The sequence below is a fragment of the Kitasatospora sp. NPDC101801 genome (assembly GCF_044766665.1).
Lineage (GTDB): Bacteria > Actinomycetota > Actinomycetes > Streptomycetales > Streptomycetaceae > Kitasatospora.
In genome coordinates, this window is the sequence record NZ_JBIWML010000037.1 from 14712 (window position 1) to 34837 (window position 20126).

General features: G+C 72.8%; 19 protein-coding genes. 11 read left to right on the plus strand and 8 right to left on the minus strand.

What is annotated here, in order from left to right:
* Positions 1 to 137 precede the first annotated feature (137 nt).
* Positions 138 to 1154, plus strand: a complete 1017-nt coding sequence (locus ACIRPK_RS29470) for a hypothetical protein (RefSeq protein ID WP_403043882.1) — start codon at positions 138 to 140, stop codon at positions 1152 to 1154.
* 36 nt (positions 1155 to 1190) lie between these two features.
* Here ACIRPK_RS29470 and ACIRPK_RS29475 read toward each other — a convergent pair whose 3' ends face one another.
* Entirely contained in the window at positions 1191 to 1364 is a 174-nt protein-coding gene (locus tag ACIRPK_RS29475; protein WP_403043885.1) for a hypothetical protein, read from the minus strand.
* Between the two features lie 338 nt (positions 1365 to 1702).
* Between ACIRPK_RS29475 and ACIRPK_RS29480 the strand changes: the two genes are divergently transcribed.
* Complete coding sequence (locus tag ACIRPK_RS29480) at positions 1703 to 2326, plus strand: hypothetical protein (RefSeq protein WP_403043888.1); 624 nt, start codon at positions 1703 to 1705, stop codon at positions 2324 to 2326.
* On the opposite strand, the gene ACIRPK_RS29485 is transcribed toward ACIRPK_RS29480, so the two are convergent.
* The 5 genes from ACIRPK_RS29485 to ACIRPK_RS29505 form a co-directional block, all read right to left on the minus strand.
* On the minus strand, positions 2296 to 3276 hold the full coding sequence (locus ACIRPK_RS29485; protein ID WP_403043890.1) for a LuxR C-terminal-related transcriptional regulator: 981 nt from the start codon (positions 3274 to 3276) through the stop codon (positions 2296 to 2298). The genes ACIRPK_RS29480 and ACIRPK_RS29485 overlap by 31 nt on opposite strands.
* Positions 3269 to 4216: a LuxR C-terminal-related transcriptional regulator gene (locus tag ACIRPK_RS29490; RefSeq protein ID WP_403043893.1), complete on the minus strand. Its 948-nt coding sequence runs from the start codon at positions 4214 to 4216 to the stop codon at positions 3269 to 3271. Before ACIRPK_RS29490 ends, ACIRPK_RS29485 begins: the two co-directional genes overlap by 8 nt.
* Positions 4209 to 5168, minus strand: a complete 960-nt coding sequence (locus tag ACIRPK_RS29495; protein ID WP_403043896.1) for a LuxR C-terminal-related transcriptional regulator — start codon at positions 5166 to 5168, stop codon at positions 4209 to 4211. The genes ACIRPK_RS29490 and ACIRPK_RS29495 overlap by 8 nt, the downstream gene beginning before the upstream one ends.
* Positions 5161 to 6132, minus strand: a complete 972-nt coding sequence (locus tag ACIRPK_RS29500; protein ID WP_403043898.1) for a LuxR C-terminal-related transcriptional regulator — start codon at positions 6130 to 6132, stop codon at positions 5161 to 5163. The genes ACIRPK_RS29495 and ACIRPK_RS29500 overlap by 8 nt, the downstream gene beginning before the upstream one ends.
* A gap of 417 nt (positions 6133 to 6549) precedes the next feature.
* Entirely contained in the window at positions 6550 to 7653 is a 1104-nt protein-coding gene (locus tag ACIRPK_RS29505; RefSeq protein ID WP_403043900.1) for a C4-dicarboxylate ABC transporter, read from the minus strand.
* A 70-nt stretch (positions 7654 to 7723) separates the two neighbouring features.
* Here ACIRPK_RS29505 and ACIRPK_RS29510 point away from each other — a divergent pair, with 70 nt between their 5' ends.
* The 8 genes from ACIRPK_RS29510 (at position 7724) to pyrE (ending at position 17425) form a co-directional block, all read left to right on the plus strand.
* On the plus strand, positions 7724 to 8623 hold the full coding sequence (locus ACIRPK_RS29510; protein ID WP_403043902.1) for a LysR family transcriptional regulator: 900 nt from the start codon (positions 7724 to 7726) through the stop codon (positions 8621 to 8623).
* A gap of 79 nt (positions 8624 to 8702) precedes the next feature.
* The gene (gene clpB / locus ACIRPK_RS29515) at positions 8703 to 11321 is read left to right on the plus strand and encodes an ATP-dependent chaperone ClpB (RefSeq protein ID WP_403043905.1); all 2619 of its coding nucleotides are present in this window, start codon (positions 8703 to 8705) and stop codon (positions 11319 to 11321) included.
* A gap of 119 nt (positions 11322 to 11440) precedes the next feature.
* The gene (locus ACIRPK_RS29520; RefSeq protein ID WP_403043907.1) at positions 11441 to 11983 is read left to right on the plus strand and encodes a YbjN domain-containing protein; all 543 of its coding nucleotides are present in this window, start codon (positions 11441 to 11443) and stop codon (positions 11981 to 11983) included.
* A gap of 124 nt (positions 11984 to 12107) precedes the next feature.
* Positions 12108 to 13268 (plus strand): pyridoxal phosphate-dependent aminotransferase, encoded by a 1161-nt coding sequence (locus ACIRPK_RS29525; RefSeq protein ID WP_403043910.1) that lies wholly within the window; start codon positions 12108 to 12110, stop codon positions 13266 to 13268.
* 340 nt (positions 13269 to 13608) lie between these two features.
* Positions 13609 to 14178, plus strand: a complete 570-nt coding sequence (locus ACIRPK_RS29530; RefSeq protein WP_403043913.1) for a DUF2617 family protein — start codon at positions 13609 to 13611, stop codon at positions 14176 to 14178.
* Positions 14179 to 14257: 79 nt separating this feature from the next.
* A complete protein-coding gene (locus tag ACIRPK_RS29535; RefSeq protein ID WP_403043915.1) occupies positions 14258 to 15922 on the plus strand; it encodes a spermidine synthase in 1665 nt (554 codons plus the stop codon).
* Between the two features lie 70 nt (positions 15923 to 15992).
* Positions 15993 to 16862 carry an SRPBCC domain-containing protein gene (locus tag ACIRPK_RS29540; RefSeq protein ID WP_403043918.1) on the plus strand — a complete coding sequence of 290 codons (870 nt, stop codon included), beginning with the start codon at positions 15993 to 15995 and terminating at the stop codon, positions 16860 to 16862.
* Positions 16863 to 16888: 26 nt separating this feature from the next.
* Positions 16889 to 17425, plus strand: a complete 537-nt coding sequence (gene pyrE / locus ACIRPK_RS29545) for an orotate phosphoribosyltransferase (protein WP_403043920.1) — start codon at positions 16889 to 16891, stop codon at positions 17423 to 17425.
* A 135-nt stretch (positions 17426 to 17560) separates the two neighbouring features.
* On the opposite strand, the gene ACIRPK_RS29550 is transcribed toward pyrE, so the two are convergent.
* Complete coding sequence (locus tag ACIRPK_RS29550; protein ID WP_403043922.1) at positions 17561 to 18268, minus strand: DedA family protein; 708 nt, start codon at positions 18266 to 18268, stop codon at positions 17561 to 17563.
* 324 nt (positions 18269 to 18592) lie between these two features.
* On the opposite strand from ACIRPK_RS29550, the gene fbaA reads away from it, so the two are divergent.
* The gene (gene fbaA / locus ACIRPK_RS29555; protein WP_403043925.1) at positions 18593 to 19615 is read left to right on the plus strand and encodes a class II fructose-bisphosphate aldolase; all 1023 of its coding nucleotides are present in this window, start codon (positions 18593 to 18595) and stop codon (positions 19613 to 19615) included.
* Positions 19616 to 19684: 69 nt separating this feature from the next.
* On the opposite strand, the gene ACIRPK_RS29560 is transcribed toward fbaA, so the two are convergent.
* Positions 19685 to 20104 (minus strand): DUF3151 domain-containing protein, encoded by a 420-nt coding sequence (locus ACIRPK_RS29560; RefSeq protein ID WP_403043927.1) that lies wholly within the window; start codon positions 20102 to 20104, stop codon positions 19685 to 19687.
* Positions 20105 to 20126 lie beyond the last annotated feature (22 nt).

The window sequence follows — 20126 nt, forward strand, 5'->3', positions numbered from 1 at the left end:
TGCAGTGGGAGAGTGCCGGATACCGATGGTTCGCTTCCGCCGTAGCAGACCGGAGAAGGCGGCGGAAGCCTAAGATCCCCTCTGTACCCCATGTGTCCGCGACCAGCAGCAGCTGAGCCAACTCCGAGGAGCCGCAGATGAGTGAGACGGCTGAGCCCGGCCTCACCACGGGCGGGCTGAGCATCCTGTCGGCGGACGCCAGGGAGCTGTACCGGGCGGTGGTCCGGTCCAACGAGGAGCTGGCCCCGAGCGATCTTCCGGCGGACGCGAAGCCGGCCCTGCAGGAGCTGCTGGACATGGGCCTGCTGGTCCCCGACACCGACCGGCCCGACGTGCTCGTCGCCGTCGATCCGCAGCAACTGGCGGAGGGGTTGGCGGCCGCCTGGCAGCAGCAGGCGCTCAACCTGCTCACCCGCGCGGTGGCGCTGCCGGCCGCGCTGAAGGACCTCACCGAGGAGTTCCACCCCTCGGAGCAGGCCGGCGGCACGATCGAGTACGTCCGCGGCAAGGTGCTGATCAACCAGCGGCTCCAGCAGCTCACCAACAGCTGCTCGGAGGAGTTCCTGGCCGCCCAGCCCGGCGGGCCCCGCCCGCCCGAGGCCCTCGCCAGCAGCATCGACCGCGACCTGGCGCTGTTGCGCCGGGGTGCGACGGCCCGCACGATCTACCACCCGAGCACCCGGTACCACGCCCCGACGCGGGATTACGTCGCCGCCGTCACCCAGGCCGGAGCCCAGGTCAGGACGCTCGACGAGCCGTACACCCGCATTCTCGTGATCGACCGGCGGACCGCGATCATCCCGGTCGCCGACGACCTGAGCCTGGCCGCTTTCGTGCATGACCAGGCGATCATCAGCTACATCGTGGCCGAGGTCTTCGAGCGCAACTGGAGCCGCGCCATCGACTTCGACGGCGCCCGCGCGGTGCCCCAGCAGGTCGTTTCCCGGCTCCGACAGACGATCATCGACCTGATGCTGAAGGGAACCAGCCACCGCGTGATCGCGCGCAGTCTCGGAATCAGCGAGCGCACCTTGGCGCGCCACATCGCCGAGATGCGCGAGGACTATCACGTCGAGTCGCTGTTCCAGCTCGGGTGGGTCCTGGCCCGCTCCAACCCGACACAACCAGAGGTCGAGACGTCCGGTTTCGAGTGATCGGTCCCCCGTGGCCGATCACGGATTCCGCCCCGCTCAGGTCCAGTTGCTGTCCTCGAGAGTCACCACGTTGGTTACCCGCACAGCCACGCTATTGGCAGGCTCATGCGAAGAAATGCTGTCGGCGACCTGCGCGCCAACTGCGAAGACCCCAAGGGCGACAACGAACGAAACCGCTATGCGGCGCACCGAACGGTAGAAGCCTGACATGCGACTACAACCTCCCCAAGCCCTGCGGCATCCAGAAAGTACCAATGAATAAGACAATCGCCCACATGATGCCGCAGAATGCGCCTTCATGTCACCAGAGGCTGGTCATCTCGGGTGCGTCATCTGCCTGCCATGCAGTGAGATGACACCACGGAGCAGTGGACGCGAAGAGAGCAACCGATGGACGATCAGTTCGCTCCCGATGCCCCCGGCTTGATCACCACACTTGCCGGTGCACATTCAAATTACCCGGCCTTACCGCCGAACTGATCCTCCCCCAGCAGCCACCAACCAGCCGCCCGGAGTGCACCTTCCCGAACGGCGACCCCGGAGTCGACATGAGTGAGCCCTACCTGCGCAATCGCGCCACCCAGACCCCCGAGGGTCGGCGCGCTCGGGTGTTCCTGGCCGCGCCGCTCATGCGGCTGACCGGACCGGCCGACAGCGTCGTCACCCTGGCCAGCCGGACCAGGCTGACCACCCTCCGATCCACCCTGCTGAAGAGCGGTGCCGCGGTCTACAGCGCGCACCACAGCGACGCCTGGACGGTGGCCGGCCGCGCGCCGGAGCCCCGGGTGCCCTCCGACTTCCGCGCGTTGCAGACCGCCGACCTGGTGTTCGCCTACGTCGGCGCGCCGCTCTCGGCCGGCGTCGCCCTGGAGCTCGGCTGGGCCTCCTCGCTCCGCAAGCCGGTGGTGCTGCTGGTCGACGAGGCCATCACCCACAACCCGCTGATCGCCACCATCGAGCAGGTCGCACCCGTCCTGCCGCTGGTCTTCGACGACACCTGGTCCCAGGACGCCCTGCGGCACACCGTGGAGACCGCGCTGGACTGGGCCGGCATGGCCCTCTCGCTCCGCGAGGGCTTCTGGACCGCGCCGACCGAGGCCTTCCCCAGCCCCCGCCAGGAGCCCCCGCTCTCCGGCTTCGGCTACTGGGCCCCGGGCGTCGCCACCGGCTGAGCGGGTGGCGGGAGTGCTCGGTCCCCCGGCACCTCCGCCCCCCGCATCTGCCAGCCCAGCTGGAACAGCGTCTCGGCGTCGTACCGCTCCCGCAGCCGGGCGATGTGGCCCGCCACGGTCCGCTCGCTCAGGCCGAGCCGGCTGGCGATCTTCCGCTGGGTCAGCCCCTCGGTGAGCAGCCGACCGACCTGCTCGTGCACACCGTCCCCGTCGGCGCCCCAGTGCACCCGCTCGGCGCGTTCCCAGTCCCGTTCGAAACCGCTGACCAGGAAGGCCACCACGGCCGGGTCCTCGACGATGGCGGCGGTGGCGTTGTCCGCGGCCGCCGGGAGGACGGCCGTCGTCCGGTCGTAGATCAGCATCCGGGTGAACGGCTCGTCCAGCACCCGCACCCGCGCACCCCACTCGCTCAGCATCGCCGCGTACTCGGCGGTCGGGCCGTCCGCCCGGGCGCCGTCCTGGTAGAGGATGTGCAGGACCCCGCCGTCCTCGACGAACCGACGGGTCCGGTCCATCCCCACCCGCACGTGGTCCATCGGCCTGGCCCCACCGGGGTGCGCGGCCAGCAGCTCGTCCCGGCGGTCCACGTCGAGCTGGACGATCCGGGACCGGATCTCCTCCATGTCCTCGATGTGCAGCACCGTGCTGGTGCTCTCGATCCGGCGCGGCACGGCGTCGTACGCCCTGGTCAACTCGGCCAGCAGGTCCGGCACTTCGTCGGCCTGCCGGAGCGCCCGGGTGCCCACCGTACGGAGTTCGGCACCACGCTGCTCGGCGATCGTCCGCGGGTTGACCGCGGTGAGCGTGGCGTCGCCGGTGTGGTGGATCAGCAGGCCCAGCTCCAGCAGGCGCAGGACCGTCCCGGTGTCCGCACCGGCCACGTCGCGGAACAGCACCCGGCCGCCTTGGGCCAGCACCTCGGCGTAGAACGCCCGCTCGGGCTCACTCACCAGCACGGGCGCCCCGCATCTGCCAGCCCAGCTGGAACTGCGTCTCGGCGTCGTGCACCTCGCGCAGCCGGGCGATGTGCCCGGCCACCGTGCGCTCGCTCAGGCCGAGCCGGCTGGCGATCTTCCGCTGGGTCAGCCCCTCGGTGAGCAGCCGACCGACCTGCTCGTGCGCGCCGTCGCCGACGGCCTGCCAGTGCACCCGCTCGGCCCGCTCCCAGTCCCGCTCGAAACCGCTGACCAGGAAGGCCACCACGGCCGGGTCCTCGACCACGGCGGCCCTGGTGTTGTCGGCCGCCGCCGGGATGACCGCCGTGGTCCGGTCGAAGATCAGCATCCGGGTGAACGGCTCGTCCAGCACCCGGACCCGCGCACCCCACTCGCTCAGCTCCGCGACGTACTCGGCGGTCGGGCCGTGGTCCCTGGCGGGCGGCTGGTAGAGCAGCCGCAGGGTGGTGCCCCGGTCCAGGAAGCGGTGCAGCCGGTCCTTCCCCTCGCTGAGGTGCCCGGCGGGCCTGGCACCGCCGGGCTGGGCGGCCAGGCACTCCTCCTGGCAGTCCGCTTCGAGCTGCAGCATCCGGGACCTGATCTGCTCCATGTCCTGGATGTGCAGCACCCCGCCGGAGTGCTCCACCTTGCGCGGCGCCGCGTCGTAGGCCCGGCCCAGCTCGTCGAGCGGAGCAGGGAGTTCGTCCGCCCTGACCAGCATCCGGGTGCCGGCCGAGCGGAGGTCGGCGGCCAGTCGTTCGGCGACGGTGCGCGGGTTGACGGCGGTGAGGGTGGCGTCGGTGGCGTGGTGCACCAGCAGCCCGAGCTCCAGCAGCCGGAGCACGGTGCCCGCGTCCCGGTGCGCCACGTCCCGGAACAGCACCCGGCCGCCCTGCGCCAGCACCTCGGCGTAGAGGGCGCGTTCGGCCTCACCGGGCAGCGGCAGGTCAGGCACCGCGGCCGCCGCGGAGCAGCCAGCCGAGCTGGAACAGGGTCTCCGCCGCGTGGAGTTCGCGCAGCCGGGAGATGTGTCCGGCGACGGTGCGCTCGCTCAGCCCGAGCCGGGTGGCGATGGTGCGCTGGGTCAGGCCGGCCGCGAGCAGCCGGCCTATCTGCTCGTCGACCGGGCGCTCGTCCGCGCAGGTGTCGGCGTCGCTCCACTTCACCCGCTCGGCCCGGGCCCAGTCCCGCTCGAAGCCACCGACCAGGAAGGCCACCACGGCCGGGTCCTCGACGAAGGCGGCGCTGCTGTGGTCGGCGGCCGCGGGGACCACCGCGACCGACCGGTCGAAGATCATCACCCGCTTGAACGGCTCGCCCAGCACCCGGACCGCCATCCCGAGTTCGCCGATCGCGGCGGCGTACCCGACGGTGGGCTGGTCGGTCCGGACGGACGGCTCGTAGAGCGCCCGGACGGTGCCACCGCGGCCCGCGAAGTCCCGGGCCCTGGCCACCGCCCGGTCGAGCTGGGCGGGCGGCAGCGGGCCGCCGGGCTGGGCGAGCAGGATCTCCTCCCTGGCCCCCGCCTCCAACTCCCGCATCCGGTGCACGATGTCGGCGGCCTCGTGCACGTGCCGGACCACGCTGGAGCGGACCGAGCGGCGCGGGGCGCTCTCGTACACCTTCGTCAACTCACCCAACAGGGTGGGCAGTTCCTCGGCCTCGACCAGCAACCTGGTACCGGTGGAGCGGAGTTCGGCACTGATCCTGGCGCCGACGGAGCGCGGGTTGACCGCGGTGTAGCCGCCCCCGTGCGCGCTGCCGACCAGCAGGCCGCCGGCCAGCAGCCCGGCCAGCGCGTCCTGGTCCACCCCGGCGGCCATCGCCAGGGTGATCCGGCCGCCCTGGGCGAGCACCTCCAGGTACAGCTCGCGTTCGGCCTCGTCCGGCAGCCGCAGCTCAGTCACCGCGCCCTCCGCGCATCTGCCAGCCGAGCTGGAACAGGGTCTGCGCACCGTACCGCTCGCGCAGTCTGGCGATGTGTCCGGCCACCGTCCGCTCGCTCAGGCCGAGCCGGCCGGCGACCGCACGCTGGGTCAGCCCGGTGGCGAGCATCCGGCCGACCCGGTGGGCGGCGGCCGGCAGCTCCGACGCGCCACCCAGCCGGGACCAGTCGACGGTCTCGGCCCGGTCCCAGTCCCGCTGGTAGACGGCGACCAGGAAGGCGACCGCGGTGGGGTCGGAGATGAAGGCGGCCCGGCCGAGGCCGTCCGGGGCGGCGGGCACCACGGCCACCGCCCGGTCGATGATCAGGATCCGCTGGTAGGGCTCGTCCAGGAGCCGCAGCTCCGAGCCCTGCGCGGACAGCGCGACCGCGTAGTCGACGGTGTGCGGTTCGGTCAGCGCGCCGGGCTGGTAGACGGTGCACATCCGGATGCCGCGCCGACGCAGCGCCAGGTCCTGCGGGCGGGCCACCGCCAGCGTCTCGGGGTGCCGGGTGCCCGGCTGGGCGGTCAGCACCTCGAACCGGCACTCGGAGAGCAGCTCAGCGATCCGCTGCCGGATCTGCTGCCGGCCGTCGAGGTAGCTGGGCCGGTCGGGTTCGAGCGCGACCCGCGGGGCGGACTCGTACGCCCGGGTGAGCCCGCTCAGCTCGTCGGGCAGCTCCTCGGCACGGAGCAGCAGCCTGGTCGCGGTCGACCGCAGCTCGGTGCAGAGCCGTTCGCCGACCGAACGCGGGCTGACCGCCAGGTAGATCCGGTCGAGGGCGTTGGTCAGCACCAGGCCGGAGCTGACCAGCTGGTCGAGGGCGGCGCGGTCGGTGTTGTCCAGGTCGTCGAGGGCGGCGAACGGCAGCCGGCCACCGTCGGCCAGGATCGACAGGTAGAGCGCGCGGGCGGTCTGGTCGGGCAGTTCCTCGGTGGAGGCCACGTACGGGTGCACCTCCTAGCCGTCGCTCACCCCGTGGGTCGTCCAGCCCATGATCTCCCAGGGAGGATCCGACGCGTCCCCCGAGCCCGAAGGCCCGGGGAACCCGTCGACATCACGCTCGGTCAGAGCACTTCCGGTGAGGCGGAGCAGCAACGCCTCGCCGACTCCGGACCGGGGCCATCACCACACATGGCGATCCGATCGGGGCCCCACTTCGTCTGCACCGGCACGCGTACGTACCGGGGCACCCCCGTAGTGGAACAAGTCGCCGTTCCCGAGCTGCGGTTGCCCGGGCGACCTGGGCGTGCCTCCACCCTCACAGCGGGGCGGCCGGTGAACAAGGGGCGTCCGACTGCATGTTCCCGCAAGTGCAGGAACCTGCAGCCGGAGCCGACCCGCCGGGCGTCGGACGGGCGGTCAGGCGAGCTGCACCCGGCCGAGCAGCCGGCCGTCCAGCAGCCCGGCCAGGGTCCGGACCAGGGCGACCGCCCAGGCCGCGACCAGCAGCAGGTAGAGCGCGACGGCCAGTGCGGTGAAGCCGTCGAACCCGGTGTGCCCGGCCAGCCCGGCGGCGCCGGTGACCATGGTGCCGACCGGGAAGGTGAAGGCCCACCAGGTCATCGCGAACGGCAGCTCGGCCCGCAGCGCCCGCAGGTTGGCGGTGATCGCCACCCCGAGCCAGAGCACCGCGAAGCCGGTGGCGGCGACGCCGTACAGGACCGCGAAGCCGAGCGCGGGCCCGGCCAGCGCGGGGGCCGCCGTCTTCGCGGCGTCGGCCAGCTGGTTGACGGCGGTGGTGGACTGGCCGAGCGGGCCGAGCACCAGGAACAGCGAGGGGGTCAGCACCAGGGCGGGCAGCTTGCTGTGCACCAGTCCGGCGAAGACCACCGGCAGCACCAGCAGGGTGCCGAGCAGACTGGCACCGAACAGCGCGTAGCAGCCGTACAGCATCGCCGGGCCGAGCCCGGCGGGCAGGTGCGGGATCAGGGCGGGGCCGAGCGCGGCGGCGACCATCGGGGCGACCACCGGGAGCAGCCAGGTGGGGTTGGCCCGGAGGGCGGAGACCCGGTGCCGGGTGATCATCAGGTACGGGATGCCGGCCGCCACCAGGACGGCGTAACCGGTGCCGACGGTCCACAGCACCAGGTCGATCGCGACCGCGGGCCCGGTGCCGAGCAGCCGGGAGCCGAGGGTCAGGGTGCCGTAGCCGACCGCGATCAGGGCCATCGGGGGACAGCCGTAGAAGACGGCGGTGGCGGGCTCGTCGAGCAGCTGCTCGCGGGCGGTGGCCCGGTGCCGGGTGAGGTGCACCGCGCGGCCGGCCACCAACGCCGCCAGGGCGAGGAAGGAGAGCGCCCAGACCACCTCGCCGAAGCCGATCAGCCCCGGGACGTGCACCGGGAGGGCGGCCGCCGCGTTGGCGACGATCGCCGTGCCCATCACGGCGGCGTACCAGTTGGGGCCGAGTCGGCCCAGGTCGAGGCCGTATGCGGCGGTGCGGGAAGCGGTGAGGGTGGCCATGCCTCCACCTTGCGACCCGGAACGATCATCCGGTAGCGCGCCGTGCCCTATGAGCACATAGCCTGACCCTATGCCCCTCTCCCCGCGTGTCCCCGAGCTCGGCGCCCTGGAACTGCTGCTCGCGGTGGCCAGACTGGGCAGCGTCGGGCGGGCGGCGGCCGAGCTGGGGGTCAGTCAGCCCGCCGCCAGTGCCCGGATCAAGGGCATGGAGCGGCAGATCGGGGTGCCGCTGCTGGAGCGCTCGCCGCGCGGTTCGCGGCCGACCGAGACCGGCCGGGTGGTGGTCGAGTGGGCCCGCAACGTGGTCGAGGCGGCGCAGGCGCTGGACGCCGGGATCGACGCGCTGCGCGAGCACCGGGACGCCCGGCTGACCGTGGTGGCCAGCCTGACCGTGGCCGAGTACCTGATGCCGGGCTGGCTGCTGGCGCTGCACCAGGTCAGCCCCGACACCTCGGTGATCCTGCGCACCGCGAACTCGGCGGACGTCGCCTCGCACGTGCTGGCCGGCGACGCGGACCTCGGCTTCGTGGAGGGCCCGACCACGCCGCCCGGGCTGGCCGGAGCGGTGGTGGCGGCCGACCGGCTGGTGGTGGTGGTCGCCCCCGGCCACCCGTGGGCCCGCCGCCGCACCCCGCTGACCGGGGCCGAGCTGGCCGCCACCCCGCTGGTGCTGCGCGAACCGGGCTCGGGCACCCGGGAGGTGCTGGAGCAGGCCCTGGCCCCGTACGGCGGGGCCACCACGCCCCGGCTGGAACTGGCCTCCTCCACCGCGCTGAAGGCGGCCGCGATGACCGGCGCCGGGCCGGTCTGCCTGAGCGAGCTGGCCGTCACCGAGGAGCTGGCCACCCGCCGCCTGGTCGCGGTCCCGGTGGAGGTGGACCTGGCCCGGCCGCTGCGGGCGGTCTGGCCCGCCGGCCACCGCCCGGCCGGCCCGGCCCGCGAGCTGCTCGGCCTGACCCGGAAACACTGAATCCGCTGACCCGATGAAGTTGAGCGAGGTAGACTCAACTTGTCGCACAGTCCGTCTGTCACAGAGGAGGCCGCCCGCAGTGGACGCCAGCAAGTTCACCAGCAAGACCCAGGACGCCCTGTCCGCCGCGATCCGACAGGCCAGCGCCGCAGGCAACCCGGACGTCAAGCCGGTGCACATCCTGCTGGCCCTGCTGGAGCAGCCCGAGGGGATCGCCCGCCCGCTGCTCGAAGCGGTCGGCGCGGACGTCCCCGCCGTGCTGGCCGCCGCCCGGCGGCAGCTCGGCACCCTGCCCAGCGCACAGGGCTCCACCGTCTCGGCCCCGCAGCTGGCCCGGGACACCATGGCCGTGCTGACCGAGGCCGGCAAGCGCGCCGATGACCTGGACGACCAGTACCTCTCCACCGAGCACCTGCTGGTCGGTCTGGCCGCCGAGGGCGGGCAGGTGGCCGACCTGCTGCAGCAGCACGGCGCCACCGCCAAGGCGCTGCTGGCCGCGTTCAAGGACGTCCGGGGCAGCGCCAAGGTCACCTCGGCCGACCCGGAGGGCACCTACAAGGCGCTGGAGAAGTACGGCACCGACCTCACCCAGGCCGCCCGGGACGGCAAGCTCGACCCGGTGATCGGCCGGGACCAGGAGATCCGCCGGGTGATCCAGGTGCTCTCCCGCCGGACCAAGAACAACCCGGTGCTGATCGGCGAGCCCGGCGTCGGCAAGACCGCCGTGGTGGAGGGCCTGGCCCAGCGGATCGTGGCGGGCGACGTGCCGGTCTCGCTGCGCGGCAAGCGGCTGGTCTCGCTGGACCTCTCCGCGATGGTCGCCGGGGCGAAGTACCGGGGCGAGTTCGAGGAGCGGCTGAAGGCCGTGCTGAACGACATCAAGTCCAGCGACGGCCAGGTGGTCACCTTCATCGACGAGCTGCACACCATGGTCGGCGCGGGCGCCGGCGGCGACTCCGCGATGGACGCGGGCAACATGCTCAAGCCGATGCTGGCCCGCGGCGAGCTGCGGATGGTCGGCGCCACCACGCTGGACGAGTACCGCGAGCGGATCGAGAAGGACCCGGCGCTGGAGCGCCGGTTCCAGCAGGTGCTGGTCGGCGAGCCGAGCGTCGAGGACACCATCGCCATCCTGCGCGGCCTCAAGGGCCGGTACGAGGCGCACCACAAGGTGCAGATCGCGGACGCCGCCCTGGTCGCCGCCGCCACCCTGTCCAACCGCTACATCACCGCCCGGTTCCTGCCCGACAAGGCGATCGACCTGGTGGACGAGGCCGCCTCCCGGCTCCGGATGGAGATCGACTCCTCCCCGGTCGAGATCGACGAGCTCCAGCGCGCCGTGGACCGGCTGCGGATGGAGGAGCTGGCCCTGGAGAAGGAGTCCGACCCGGCCTCGGTGGACCGGCTGGACCGGCTGCGCCGCGACCTGGCCGACAAGCAGGAGCAGCTGAGTGCGCTGAACGCCCGCTGGGAGCAGGAGAAGAAGTCCCTGAACCGGGTCGGCGAGCTCAAGGAGCGACTGGACGACCTGCACGGCGCCCTCGAACGCGCCCAGCGGGACGGCGACTTCGAGCGCGCCTCCAAGCTGATGTACGCCGAGGTGCCGGCCGCCGAGCAGCAGCTCGCCGAGGCCCAGCAGCACGCCAAGGACGAGGACGCGAGCGAGTCGATGGTCAAGGAGGAGGTCGGCCCGGACGACGTGGCCGACGTGGTGGCCTCCTGGACGGGCATCCCGGCCGGCCGGCTGCTGGAGGGCGAGAGCGCCAAACTGCTCCGGATGGAGGACGAGTTGGGCCGCCGGCTGATCGGCCAGCGGGAGGCGGTGGCCGCGGTCTCGGACGCCGTCCGGCGGACCCGCTCCGGCATCGCCGACCCGGACCGGCCGACCGGTTCGTTCCTCTTCCTCGGCCCGACCGGCGTCGGCAAGACCGAACTCGCCAAGGCGCTGGCCGACTTCCTGTTCGACGACGAGCGGGCGATGGTCCGGATCGACATGAGCGAGTACGGCGAGAAGCACTCGGTCTCCCGGCTGGTCGGCGCCCCGCCCGGCTACGTCGGCTACGAGGAGGGCGGCCAGCTCACCGAGGCGGTCCGCCGCCGCCCGTACAGCGTGGTGCTGCTGGACGAGGTGGAGAAGGCCCACCCCGAGGTCTTCGACGTGCTGCTCCAGGTGCTGGACGACGGCCGCCTGACGGACGGCCAGGGCCGTACGGTGGACTTCCGGAACGCGATCCTGATCCTCACCTCCAACCTGGGCTCCCAGTACCTGGTCGACCCGGCCACCCCGGAGGAGCGGAAGAAGCAGCTGGTGCTGGACACCGTCCGGTCGGCCTTCAAGCCCGAGTTCCTGAACCGGCTGGACGACATCGTGGTCTTCGAGCCGCTGGGCACCGCCGAGCTGAGCCGGATCGTCGACCTCCAGGTCGCCCTGCTGGCCGGCCGGCTGGAGGACCGCCGGCTCACCCTGGACGTCACCCCGGCGGCCCGCGACTGGCTCGCGCTGACCGGCTACGACCCGGCCTACGGGGCCCGGCCGCTGCGCCGGCTGGTGCAGTCCGCGATCGGGGACCAGCTGGCCCGGGCGATCCTGTCCGGGCAGGTCCGCGACGGTGACACGGTGCTGGTGGAGCGGGACGAGGACGCCGACCGGCTGACCGTCCGGGCCGAGCAGCCGACCGCTCCGCCGGCCAAGCGCTGACCCCGCCCGCGCGGCCCGGGTACCCCCTGTGTCCCGGGCCGCGAATGAGGCAGGATGGTGCCTGGAAGGGCGGCCCCTCATTGCCAGCCACCCTTGTGCACTGAGAAGAGGACCCCCTGATGAGCATCGACCCGTCGTCCATCCCCTCGTTCGGCGCCCCGCAGGGCGGCCAGCCGGGCCCCTCCGGCCCGCCGCCGATCGTGGTGCCGGACCAGGCGCTGGTCACCCAGTTGCTGGACCAGATGCAGCTCAAGCACGTCGTGGACGACGAGGGTGACCTCACCGCGCCGTGGGACGGCTTCCGCGTCTACTACATGTTCCGCGGCGACCAGAAGGAGCTCTTCGCGGTCCGCGCCTTCTACGACCGGTCCTACCCGCTCGAGGACAAGGCCGAGATCCTCGACCTGATCGACGAGTGGAACCGCGAGACCCTCTGGCCGAAGGTCTACACGCACACCCACGAGGACGGCGTGGTCCGCCTCATCGGTGAGTCCCAGATGATCGTCGGCACCGGCGTCAACCTGGACTACTTCGTCACCACCACCGCCAACTGGACCCAGGCCGCGGTCGGCTTCGAGCAGTGGATCGTCGAGCGCCTCGGCCTCCAGAAGGAGATCGAGAGCGAGAACGGCGAGGGCGACGCCCCCACCGACGAGAGCTGATCCCCGCGGCACCACCCGCAGGCCCGCCCCGCCCGGGGCGGGCCTGCGCGCGGGTCCGGAGAAGTGCTTGCCCCCGCCCGGCCCACCGCAGAGGATGACCTCGACCACCAACTGAGGAGCCGGGATGGGTACGAGGCCGCTGCTGAACCGCAGGCTGGCGGGGATGGGTTCGACGATCTTCGCGGAGATGTCCGCACTGGCCGTCGCCACCGGTTCGATCAACCTGGGTCAGGGCTTCCCGGACACCGACGGCCCGCGCGAGATCGCCGAGGCGGCCGCCCGGGCGGTGCTGGACGGCCGGGGCAACCAGTACCCGCCCGGCCCCGGCATCCCGGAGCTGCGGGCCGCGGTGGCCGAGCACCAGCGGCGGTTCTACGGGCTGTCGTACGACCCGGACACCGAGGTGCTGGTCACCGCCGGGGCGACCGAGGCGATCGCCGCCGCGCTGCTGGCCCTGCTGGAGCCCGGCGACGAGGTGATCGCGCTGGAGCCGTTCTACGACTCCTACGCCGCCTGCATCGCGATGGCCGGTGCCACCCGGGTGCCGCTCACCCTGCGGGCCCCCGGTTTCCGGCCCGACCTGGACGAGCTGCGCGCCCTGATCACCCCGCGCACCCGGCTGCTGCTGGTGAACACCCCGCACAACCCGACCGGCACCGTGCTCACCCCGGACGAGCTCCGCGGCATCGCCGAACTCGCCTGTGCGCACGACCTGCTGGTGATCACCGACGAGGTGTACGAGCACCTGGTGTTCGCCGGTGCGCACCACCCGATCGCCGCCCTGCCGGGCATGCGCGAGCGCACCGTGAACATCTCCTCGGCCGGCAAGACCTTCTCCTTCACCGGCTGGAAGGTCGGCTGGGTGGCCGGCGCGCCGGAGCTGGTGGCCGCCGTCCGGACCGCCAAGCAGTACCTGACCTTCGTCAGCGCGGGGCCGTTCCAGTACGCGGTCGCCGACGCGCTGCGGCTGCCCGACGCCTACTTCGACACCCTGCGGGCCGACCACCTGCGCAAGCGGGACCTGCTGGCCGAGGGTCTGGTGGCGGCCGGCTTCGAGGTGTTCCGGCCGCAGGGCACCTACTTCATCACCACCGACATCACCCCGCTCGGCGAGACCGACGGGCTGGAGTTCTGCCGCAAGCTGCCGGAACGCTGCGGAGTGGTGGCGATTCCGAACGTGGTGTTCTACGACGACACCGAGGCCGGCCGCAGCCAGGTGCGCTGGGCCTTCTGCAAGCGCGACGACGTGCTCGCCGAGGCGGTGGCCCGGCTCCGGCGGCTCTGACCGGACGCGCCACCCCCGACGGTCGGCGGGCGTACCCCGGCGCACGACGGTCGCACACGGCGCATACCCCGGCGAAAAGGGCGCGCGCCGGACAGAGTCATGCACCGGGATGATCACACCCAGACGGAGAGTGCTGCCGGAACGGTGAATGCCGGGCAAAGCTGGGTAAATCCCTGACGGACCCGGAGAATTCGTGCTTCTCTGCTGCTGAATCTCCAGCCGGAATCCTTCCTTCCACGGTCGGCCGCGCCAGGGACCGCACAGCCTCGAACAGCCCCGCCACCGTGCCGGGCCGGATGCTGACGGCGGGCGCGCACGGAGCTGAAACGCGGAGCCCAGCATGCTCACCACACTGCAGACCTCCTACACGGACACCCGGGCCGGTGACCTGGCCTGGTGCCTGGGCGGCAGTCCGCTGCCCGCACTCGCGGTGCGCGACCTGAGACTCGACCGCCTCGGCACCGACCGGCTCTCCGGCGGTACGCTCCAGCTGAGACTGCTCGGCGCCTCCCACCAGGTGATCCTGGCGGCGGGCCCCGGCGAGTGCCTGGAGACGGTGGCCTGTCTGCCGGGCCGCCGCACCCCGCTGCCCGCCCGGGTGGCCGAGCAGGTCGGCGGCTGGGAGTACGAGTTCGCGGCCCGGATCGAGGAGCTGCCGCCGCACGTCTTCGCCGCCCGCGCCCAGGAGCTGCTGGCGCTGGTCGAGGGCCATCCGAGCGCACTGGCCGGGGTGTTCCCGGGCGACCCGAGCGCGTTCACCGCCCTGGTCGCCAGCGGGGACGAGCGCCGGGTGAACTGGCGGACCTGGCACGCCTACCCCCAGGAGGGCCGGCTGGTCTGCACCCGGTCCTCACTGACGGTTTTCGGAACTCCGTCCGAGCCGGACCCGAGTGGCGGTAGCCCGTGTTGATGAAACGTCAATTCGGTGCACGGCCCTGTCCGTCGAATGGGTGCAGCGGTCGGCCACCCACCTCGCCTAGCGTTTGTTCGTGATCAACCATCCGGCGGGCCGACCCGTCCAGCCGAGCACCGAGGACCCGGCCGGACTGGCCGGGATCGGCGCCCGCGCGGTCCGGGCCGGCGGCCCGGCGGGCGGCCCCGGACGCCGGTGGCCGGGCCGGGGCCGGGCCAGGGCGGCCCGGCTGCTGGTCCTGCTGGCGGCCTTCGTCTGTGCGGCCTGCGGTCTGGTGTACGAGCTGGAGCTGGTGGCCCTGGGCGGGCACCTGATCGGCGACCCGATGACCCAGACCTCGGTCGTGCTGTCGGTGATGGTGTTCGCGATGGGCGTCGGCTCGCTGGCGGCCAAGCGGCTCACCCGCCGCCCCGCCACCTCCTTCGCCCTGGTCGAGTGCGCGCTCGCGCTGACCGGCGGGCTCTCCGTGCTGCTGCTCTACTCGGCCTGGGCCTGGCTGGACCGGTACGGCGTGACGACCGCCGGGGTGGTCGGCACCACCTTCCTGATCGGCGTGCTGATCGGCGCCGAGATCCCGCTGCTGATGACGCTGATCCAGCGGATCCGCCGGGAGGACGCGGGCCGGGCCGCCGCCGACCTGTTCGCCGCCGACTACGTCGGCGCGCTGATCGGCGGGCTGGCCTTCCCGTTCCTGCTGCTGCCGCTGCTCGGCCAGACCACCGGGGCGCTGGTGACCGGCGCGGTGAACGCGGTGGCGGGGGCCGCCGTGGTGCTCTGGCTGTTCCGGGACGAGCCCTCGCCGCGGACCAGGCTGCTGCTCTGGGCCGGCTGCGGCCTGGTCCTGGTGGTGCTCGCGGTGGCCGCGGCCTTCACCGGCGTGATCGAACGGGCCGCCCGGAACGCGCTGTACGGCGCCCAGGTCCGGCTGGCGATCCAGAGCAGGCACCAGGAGATCGTGCTGGCCGGCTCCGCCACCGGGGCACCCGACACCGCCGAATCGACCACCGGTGCCGAATCCGCGCCCCGGGTGCCCCCGCAGCGGTCCGCCCCGCTGGAGCTGTTCCTGAACGGGCGGCTGGCGCTCTGCGGCCCCGACGAGTACCGGGAGCACGAGGCGCTGGTGCACCCGGCCCTCGGCAGCGGCCCGGTCGGCCGGGTGCTGCTGCTCGGCGGCGGGGACGGCATGGCGCTCCGCGAGGTGCTCGGGCGGGCCGCCGTCCGGGACGTCACCGTGGTCGAACTCGACCCCGCCGTCCCGGAGTTGGTCCGCCGGGACGCAGCCCTCTCGGCGCTCAGCCGGCACTCGCTGGAGGACGCCAGGGTCCGGCTGGTGACCGCCGAGCCGCTGCACTGGCTGCGCAGCGCGGGCTCGTACGACGTGGTGCTCTCCACCCTGCGCGGACTCCCCTACGACTCCCGGGAGTTCTACGGGCTGGCCGCCCGGGCGCTGGCCCCCGGCGGGCGGCTGGTGGTGCGCACCGACACCGTCTGGTCCACCGAGGCCACCGTCCGCGCGGTCGGCCTGCACACCGTCCCGTACGCCGCCGCCGACGGCCCGCGGAGCTGTCCCGCCGGGCCCGGCGGTCCGGAGACCTTCGTGCTGGCGGCCCGCACGCCCCCGCAGCTGGTGCTGACCGCCCCGACCCGCTCGCTCACCACCGAGACGCTGCTCGGCGCCGCCGACCGGCTCGCCGCCCAACGGCCCGAGCGGGTCCCGGAGCCGCGCGGGCTGCTGGACTGAGCGGGCGCCGGCCCAGATCGACCTGACCGGATGCTCTCGGTCCGGGGGCCGGGTCGGTAGGCTCGCAGGCATGGAGCATGAGGTTGTCGTCCAGTTGCCGGCCACCGTCGTCCTGCAGGCACTGCGGGACCGGGATCTGCTGGTGCGCTGCGTCCCGGGCCTGAGCACCGAGGCCGAGGCCGCCGGTGACGAGCTGGCCGGGCGGCTGCGGCTGCGGATCGGTGGCTCGACCATCACGTACAAGGGCGTGCTCTCGCTGATCGACGGCCGCGAGGGCGTGCTGACCGCCCTGGCCGAGGGCCAGGAGTCCCGGGGCAGCGGCGAGGTGACCGCGACCGTGCGGATCTCGGTGCAGCCCGGCGCGGACGACGGCAGCAGCGCGCTGCGGTTCACCGCCGACCTGACCGCCACCGGGCGGCTGACCGAGTTCGACGCGGTAGCCCTGGGCACGGCGGGCCGCCGGCTGCTGGACCGGTTCGCCAACGACCTGGCGGCCGAGGTGAGCGGCGCCGAGCCGGAGGCCGCCACCGTGCTCTACCTGGAGGACCACGCGGCGGGCTTCGCCACCGAGCTGGACGACGACCTGGCCGACCTGATCGCGTTCGCCGACGAACCGACCGATCCGGTCGAGCCGGTGCCGGTCGAGCCGCTGCCGATCAAGGACGCGGGCCTGGAGTACCTGACCGGCGACAGCGGCGCCGGGCCGGTCCGGCGCAGCATCGTCGGCCGGTCGGCCGAGGAGGTGGACCACGCGCCGCCACGCGGCCGGTACGCCCCCGCGCTGCCCGCCCGCAGCGCCCGGGCCAGGGCCGCGACCCGCTGGAGCGGTCCGGAGCCGCTGCACCAGCAGGACCGCACCGCGCTGCCCTGGATGATCGGCGGCGGGGTGGCCCTGATCGGCGGCGCGGTGGTGCTGGTCCGCGCCCTGCGAAAGCGCTGAACCCCTCCCCCGTAGACTCAACGCCCATGAGCAACGACCGCGACGCCCTGCTGGCGCAGATCAAGGACAAGGCCGTCGTGCACGGCAAGGTCACCCTCTCCTCCGGGCTGGAGGCCGACTACTACGTCGACCTGCGCCGCATCACGCTGGACGCCGAGGCGGCGCCGCTGGTCGGCCGGGTCATGCTGGACGCCGCCGCCGACCTGGAGTTCGACGCGGTCGGCGGGCTGACCCTGGGCGCCGACCCGGTGGCGGCCGCCATGCTGCACGCCGCCGCCGCGCGCGGCCGGAAGCTGGACGCCTTCGTGGTCCGCAAGGCGGGCAAGGCGCACGGCCTGCAGCGCCGGATCGAGGGCCCGGACGTGAAGGGCCGCCGGGTGCTGGCGGTCGAGGACACCTCCACCACCGGCGGCTCGGTGCTCACCGCGGTCGAGGCGCTCCGCGAGGCGGGCGCCGAGGTGGTCGGCGTCGCGGTGATCGTGGAGCGCGGCGCGGCCCCGGCGATCGAGAAGGCCGGCCTGCCGTACGTCACCGCCTACACCCTGGACGACCTCGGCCTCTGAGGTCCCGGGCGGCCGCTGACGGTCCGACAGCCCGACGGTGCCCGGTGTTTCACGTGAAACACCGGGCACCGTCACCCCGTGACGCACGACGAAGGGGGCCCCGGTCGGGGCCCCCTTCGTCGTACCCGTCCGGGCTCAGCCCTTGCGGTGCCGGCCGCTGGCGACCGGCTCGCCGCCCTCGGCGGCCTCGGCCTTCTTCTTCTTCCGCTCGCGCAGCACCTCGAAGATGATCGGCGAGACCGAGACCAGGATGATCAGCGCCATCGCCGGGATCAGGTACTTGTCGATCACCGGCGCGAGCTGGTCACCGGTGAAGTAGCCGATCAGCAGCATCGACTCGGTCCACAGCACCCCGCCGACCACGTTCCAGACGAAGAAGGTCCTGGCCGGCATCTCCAGGGTGCCCGCGACCGGGTTCAGGAAGGTCCGGACGATCGGGATGAAGCGGGCCAGCACCACGGCCTTGGCCGGGCCGAACTTCTCGAAGTACTCCTCCGCCTTGACCACGTACTCGCGGCGGAAGATCTTCGAGTTCGGCTTGTCGAACATCCGCGGGCCGACCTTGGCCCCGAAGAAGTGCCCGAGCTGGGCTCCCGCCACGGCGCACACGGGCGCGCCGATCAGCAGCAGCGCGATCGACATCTGGGCGCCCTCGCCCAGCACCGACGAGGCGGCCGAGGAGGCCGCCACCCCCGCCAGGATCAGCAGTGAGTCGCCCGGGAAGAAGAACCCGACCAGCAGGCCGGTCTCGGCGAAGATGATCGCCAGAATGCCGATCGCACCCACCGATGCGACAAGGGCTTTGGCGTCAAGCAGATTGACGGCGAGCTGGTTGTAGTCCACGGGCGCAGGATAGCGCCCCCACCTTGCCGGGGGCTCAACGTCCCTCCCCCGCCGAGGCCCTTCGGCCCCTCTCCCGGCGCCGTCCGTCCCAACCAGCGGGCCGCGGGGTGATCCCGGGGCGGGAGTCTGGGAAGATGACACAGGTGTCCGGCCCGCGGTCGCACCCACCCTCAGTGCACACCGCGGCGGACTCCGTCGAACCGAGGTACCACCAGCCGCACCGCAGAGCCGCGTCGGCATTCCCGGTACCGCGCGTCGTACCGAAGGCGTACCGAGCGTCGGACAGGTCGTCCGTACGCCGAGCACCGACAGGAGCGGATTCGCATGCCCATCGCAACTCCCGAGGTCTACAACGAGATGCTGGACCGGGCCAAGGCGGGCAAGTTCGCCTACCCGGCCATCAACGTCACCTCGACCCAGACCCTGCACGCCGCGCTGCGCGGCTTCGCCGAGGCCGAGAGCGACGGCATCGTCCAGATCTCCACCGGTGGTGCGGAGTTCCTGGGTGGCCAGCACAACAAGGACATGGTGACCGGCGCCGTCGCGCTCGCCGAGTTCGCCCACATCGTGGCCGCCAAGTACGACATCACCGTCGCGCTGCACACCGACCACTGCCCCAAGGACAAGCTGGACGGCTACGTCCGCCCGCTGCTGGCCGTCTCCGCCGAGCGCGTGAAGAACGGTCAGAACCCGCTCTTCCAGTCGCACATGTGGGACGGCTCGGCCGAGACCCTGGCCGACAACCTGGCGATCGGCCGGGAGCTGCTGGCCCAGGCCCGGGCCGCGAAGATCATCCTCGAGGTCGAGATCACCCCGACCGGTGGCGAGGAGGACGGTGTCTCGCACGAGATCAACGACGAGCTCTACACCACGGTGAACGACGCCGTCCGCACCGCCGAGGCGCTCGGCCTGGGCGGGCAGGGCCGCTACCTGCTGGCCGCCTCGTTCGGCAACGTGCACGGCGTGTACAAGCCGGGCAACGTCGTGCTGAAGCCGGAGCTGCTCCGCGAGCTCCAGGACGAGATCGGCAAGCAGTACGGCAAGAAGGACCCGTTCGACTTCGTCTTCCACGGCGGCTCGGGCTCCACCCCCGAGGAGATCGCCACCGCGCTGGAGAACGGCGTCGTGAAGATGAACCTCGACACCGACACCCAGTACGCCTTCACCCGCCCGATCGTGGACCACGTGTTCCGCAACTACAACGGCGTGCTGAAGGTCGACGGCGAGGTCGGCACCAAGAGCACCTACGACCCGCGCACCTGGGGCAAGCTGGCCGAGGCCGGCATGGCCGCCCGCGTGGTCGAGGCGACCCAGGCGCTGCGTTCCGCGGGCACCCGGATCAAGTAGTCGCCGGTTCGGTACGCCGGAGCCCCCTCGACCCTTCCCGGTCGAGGGGGCTCCGTCACGTTCCGGGTGCTACGGCCTGAGCTCGGTGTACGCCTCGGCGCTGCTGTCCTTGAGGAAGGTCCAGCAGCGCTCGGCCTCCTCGGTCTCCTGGATCGCCTCGGCGGCCCGGGCCAGCCCGGCCAGGCAGCGCAGGAAGCCCCGGTTGCCCCGGTGGTCCCACGGCACCGGCCCGTGGCCCTTCCAGCCGGCCCGGCGCAGCGAGTCCAGACCCCGGTGGTACCCGGTCCTGGCGTAGGCGTAGGACTCGACCACCCGACCGGCGTCGTAGGCGTCGTCGGCCAGCATCGCCCAGGCCAGCGAGAAGGTCGGGAACGCCGCGGCGACCTGGGTCGGCGAGGCCGACTCCTCGCCCAGCATCCGGTAGGGCTGCTCGTCCTCCGGCAGTCGGGTCGGCTCGGGGCCGCCGAGCAGGTTCTGGTGAATACTCATACCTGCAGTCTGCCAGTCGGAC

What these genes read in the sequence shown, in the direction of transcription:
- ACIRPK_RS29540 (WP_403043918.1), top strand. Translation starts at nt 15,993, where the DNA reads ATGGAGCATGAGGTTGTCGTCCAGTTGCCGGCCACCGTCGTCCTGCAG.
- ACIRPK_RS29510 (WP_403043902.1), top strand. Translation starts at nt 7,724, where the DNA reads ATGCCCCTCTCCCCGCGTGTCCCCGAGCTCGGCGCCCTGGAACTGCTG.
- ACIRPK_RS29530 (WP_403043913.1), top strand. Translation starts at nt 13,609, where the DNA reads ATGCTCACCACACTGCAGACCTCCTACACGGACACCCGGGCCGGTGAC.
- ACIRPK_RS29480 (WP_403043888.1), top strand. Translation starts at nt 1,703, where the DNA reads ATGAGTGAGCCCTACCTGCGCAATCGCGCCACCCAGACCCCCGAGGGT.
- ACIRPK_RS29560 (WP_403043927.1), bottom strand. Translation starts at nt 20,104, where the DNA reads ATGAGTATTCACCAGAACCTGCTCGGCGGCCCCGAGCCGACCCGACTG.
- ACIRPK_RS29520 (WP_403043907.1), top strand. Translation starts at nt 11,441, where the DNA reads ATGAGCATCGACCCGTCGTCCATCCCCTCGTTCGGCGCCCCGCAGGGC.
- fbaA (WP_403043925.1), top strand. Translation starts at nt 18,593, where the DNA reads ATGCCCATCGCAACTCCCGAGGTCTACAACGAGATGCTGGACCGGGCC.
- pyrE (WP_403043920.1), top strand. Translation starts at nt 16,889, where the DNA reads ATGAGCAACGACCGCGACGCCCTGCTGGCGCAGATCAAGGACAAGGCC.
- ACIRPK_RS29470 (WP_403043882.1), top strand. Translation starts at nt 138, where the DNA reads ATGAGTGAGACGGCTGAGCCCGGCCTCACCACGGGCGGGCTGAGCATC.
- ACIRPK_RS29475 (WP_403043885.1), bottom strand. Translation starts at nt 1,364, where the DNA reads ATGTCAGGCTTCTACCGTTCGGTGCGCCGCATAGCGGTTTCGTTCGTT.
- ACIRPK_RS29505 (WP_403043900.1), bottom strand. Translation starts at nt 7,653, where the DNA reads ATGGCCACCCTCACCGCTTCCCGCACCGCCGCATACGGCCTCGACCTG.
- ACIRPK_RS29525 (WP_403043910.1), top strand. Translation starts at nt 12,108, where the DNA reads ATGGGTACGAGGCCGCTGCTGAACCGCAGGCTGGCGGGGATGGGTTCG.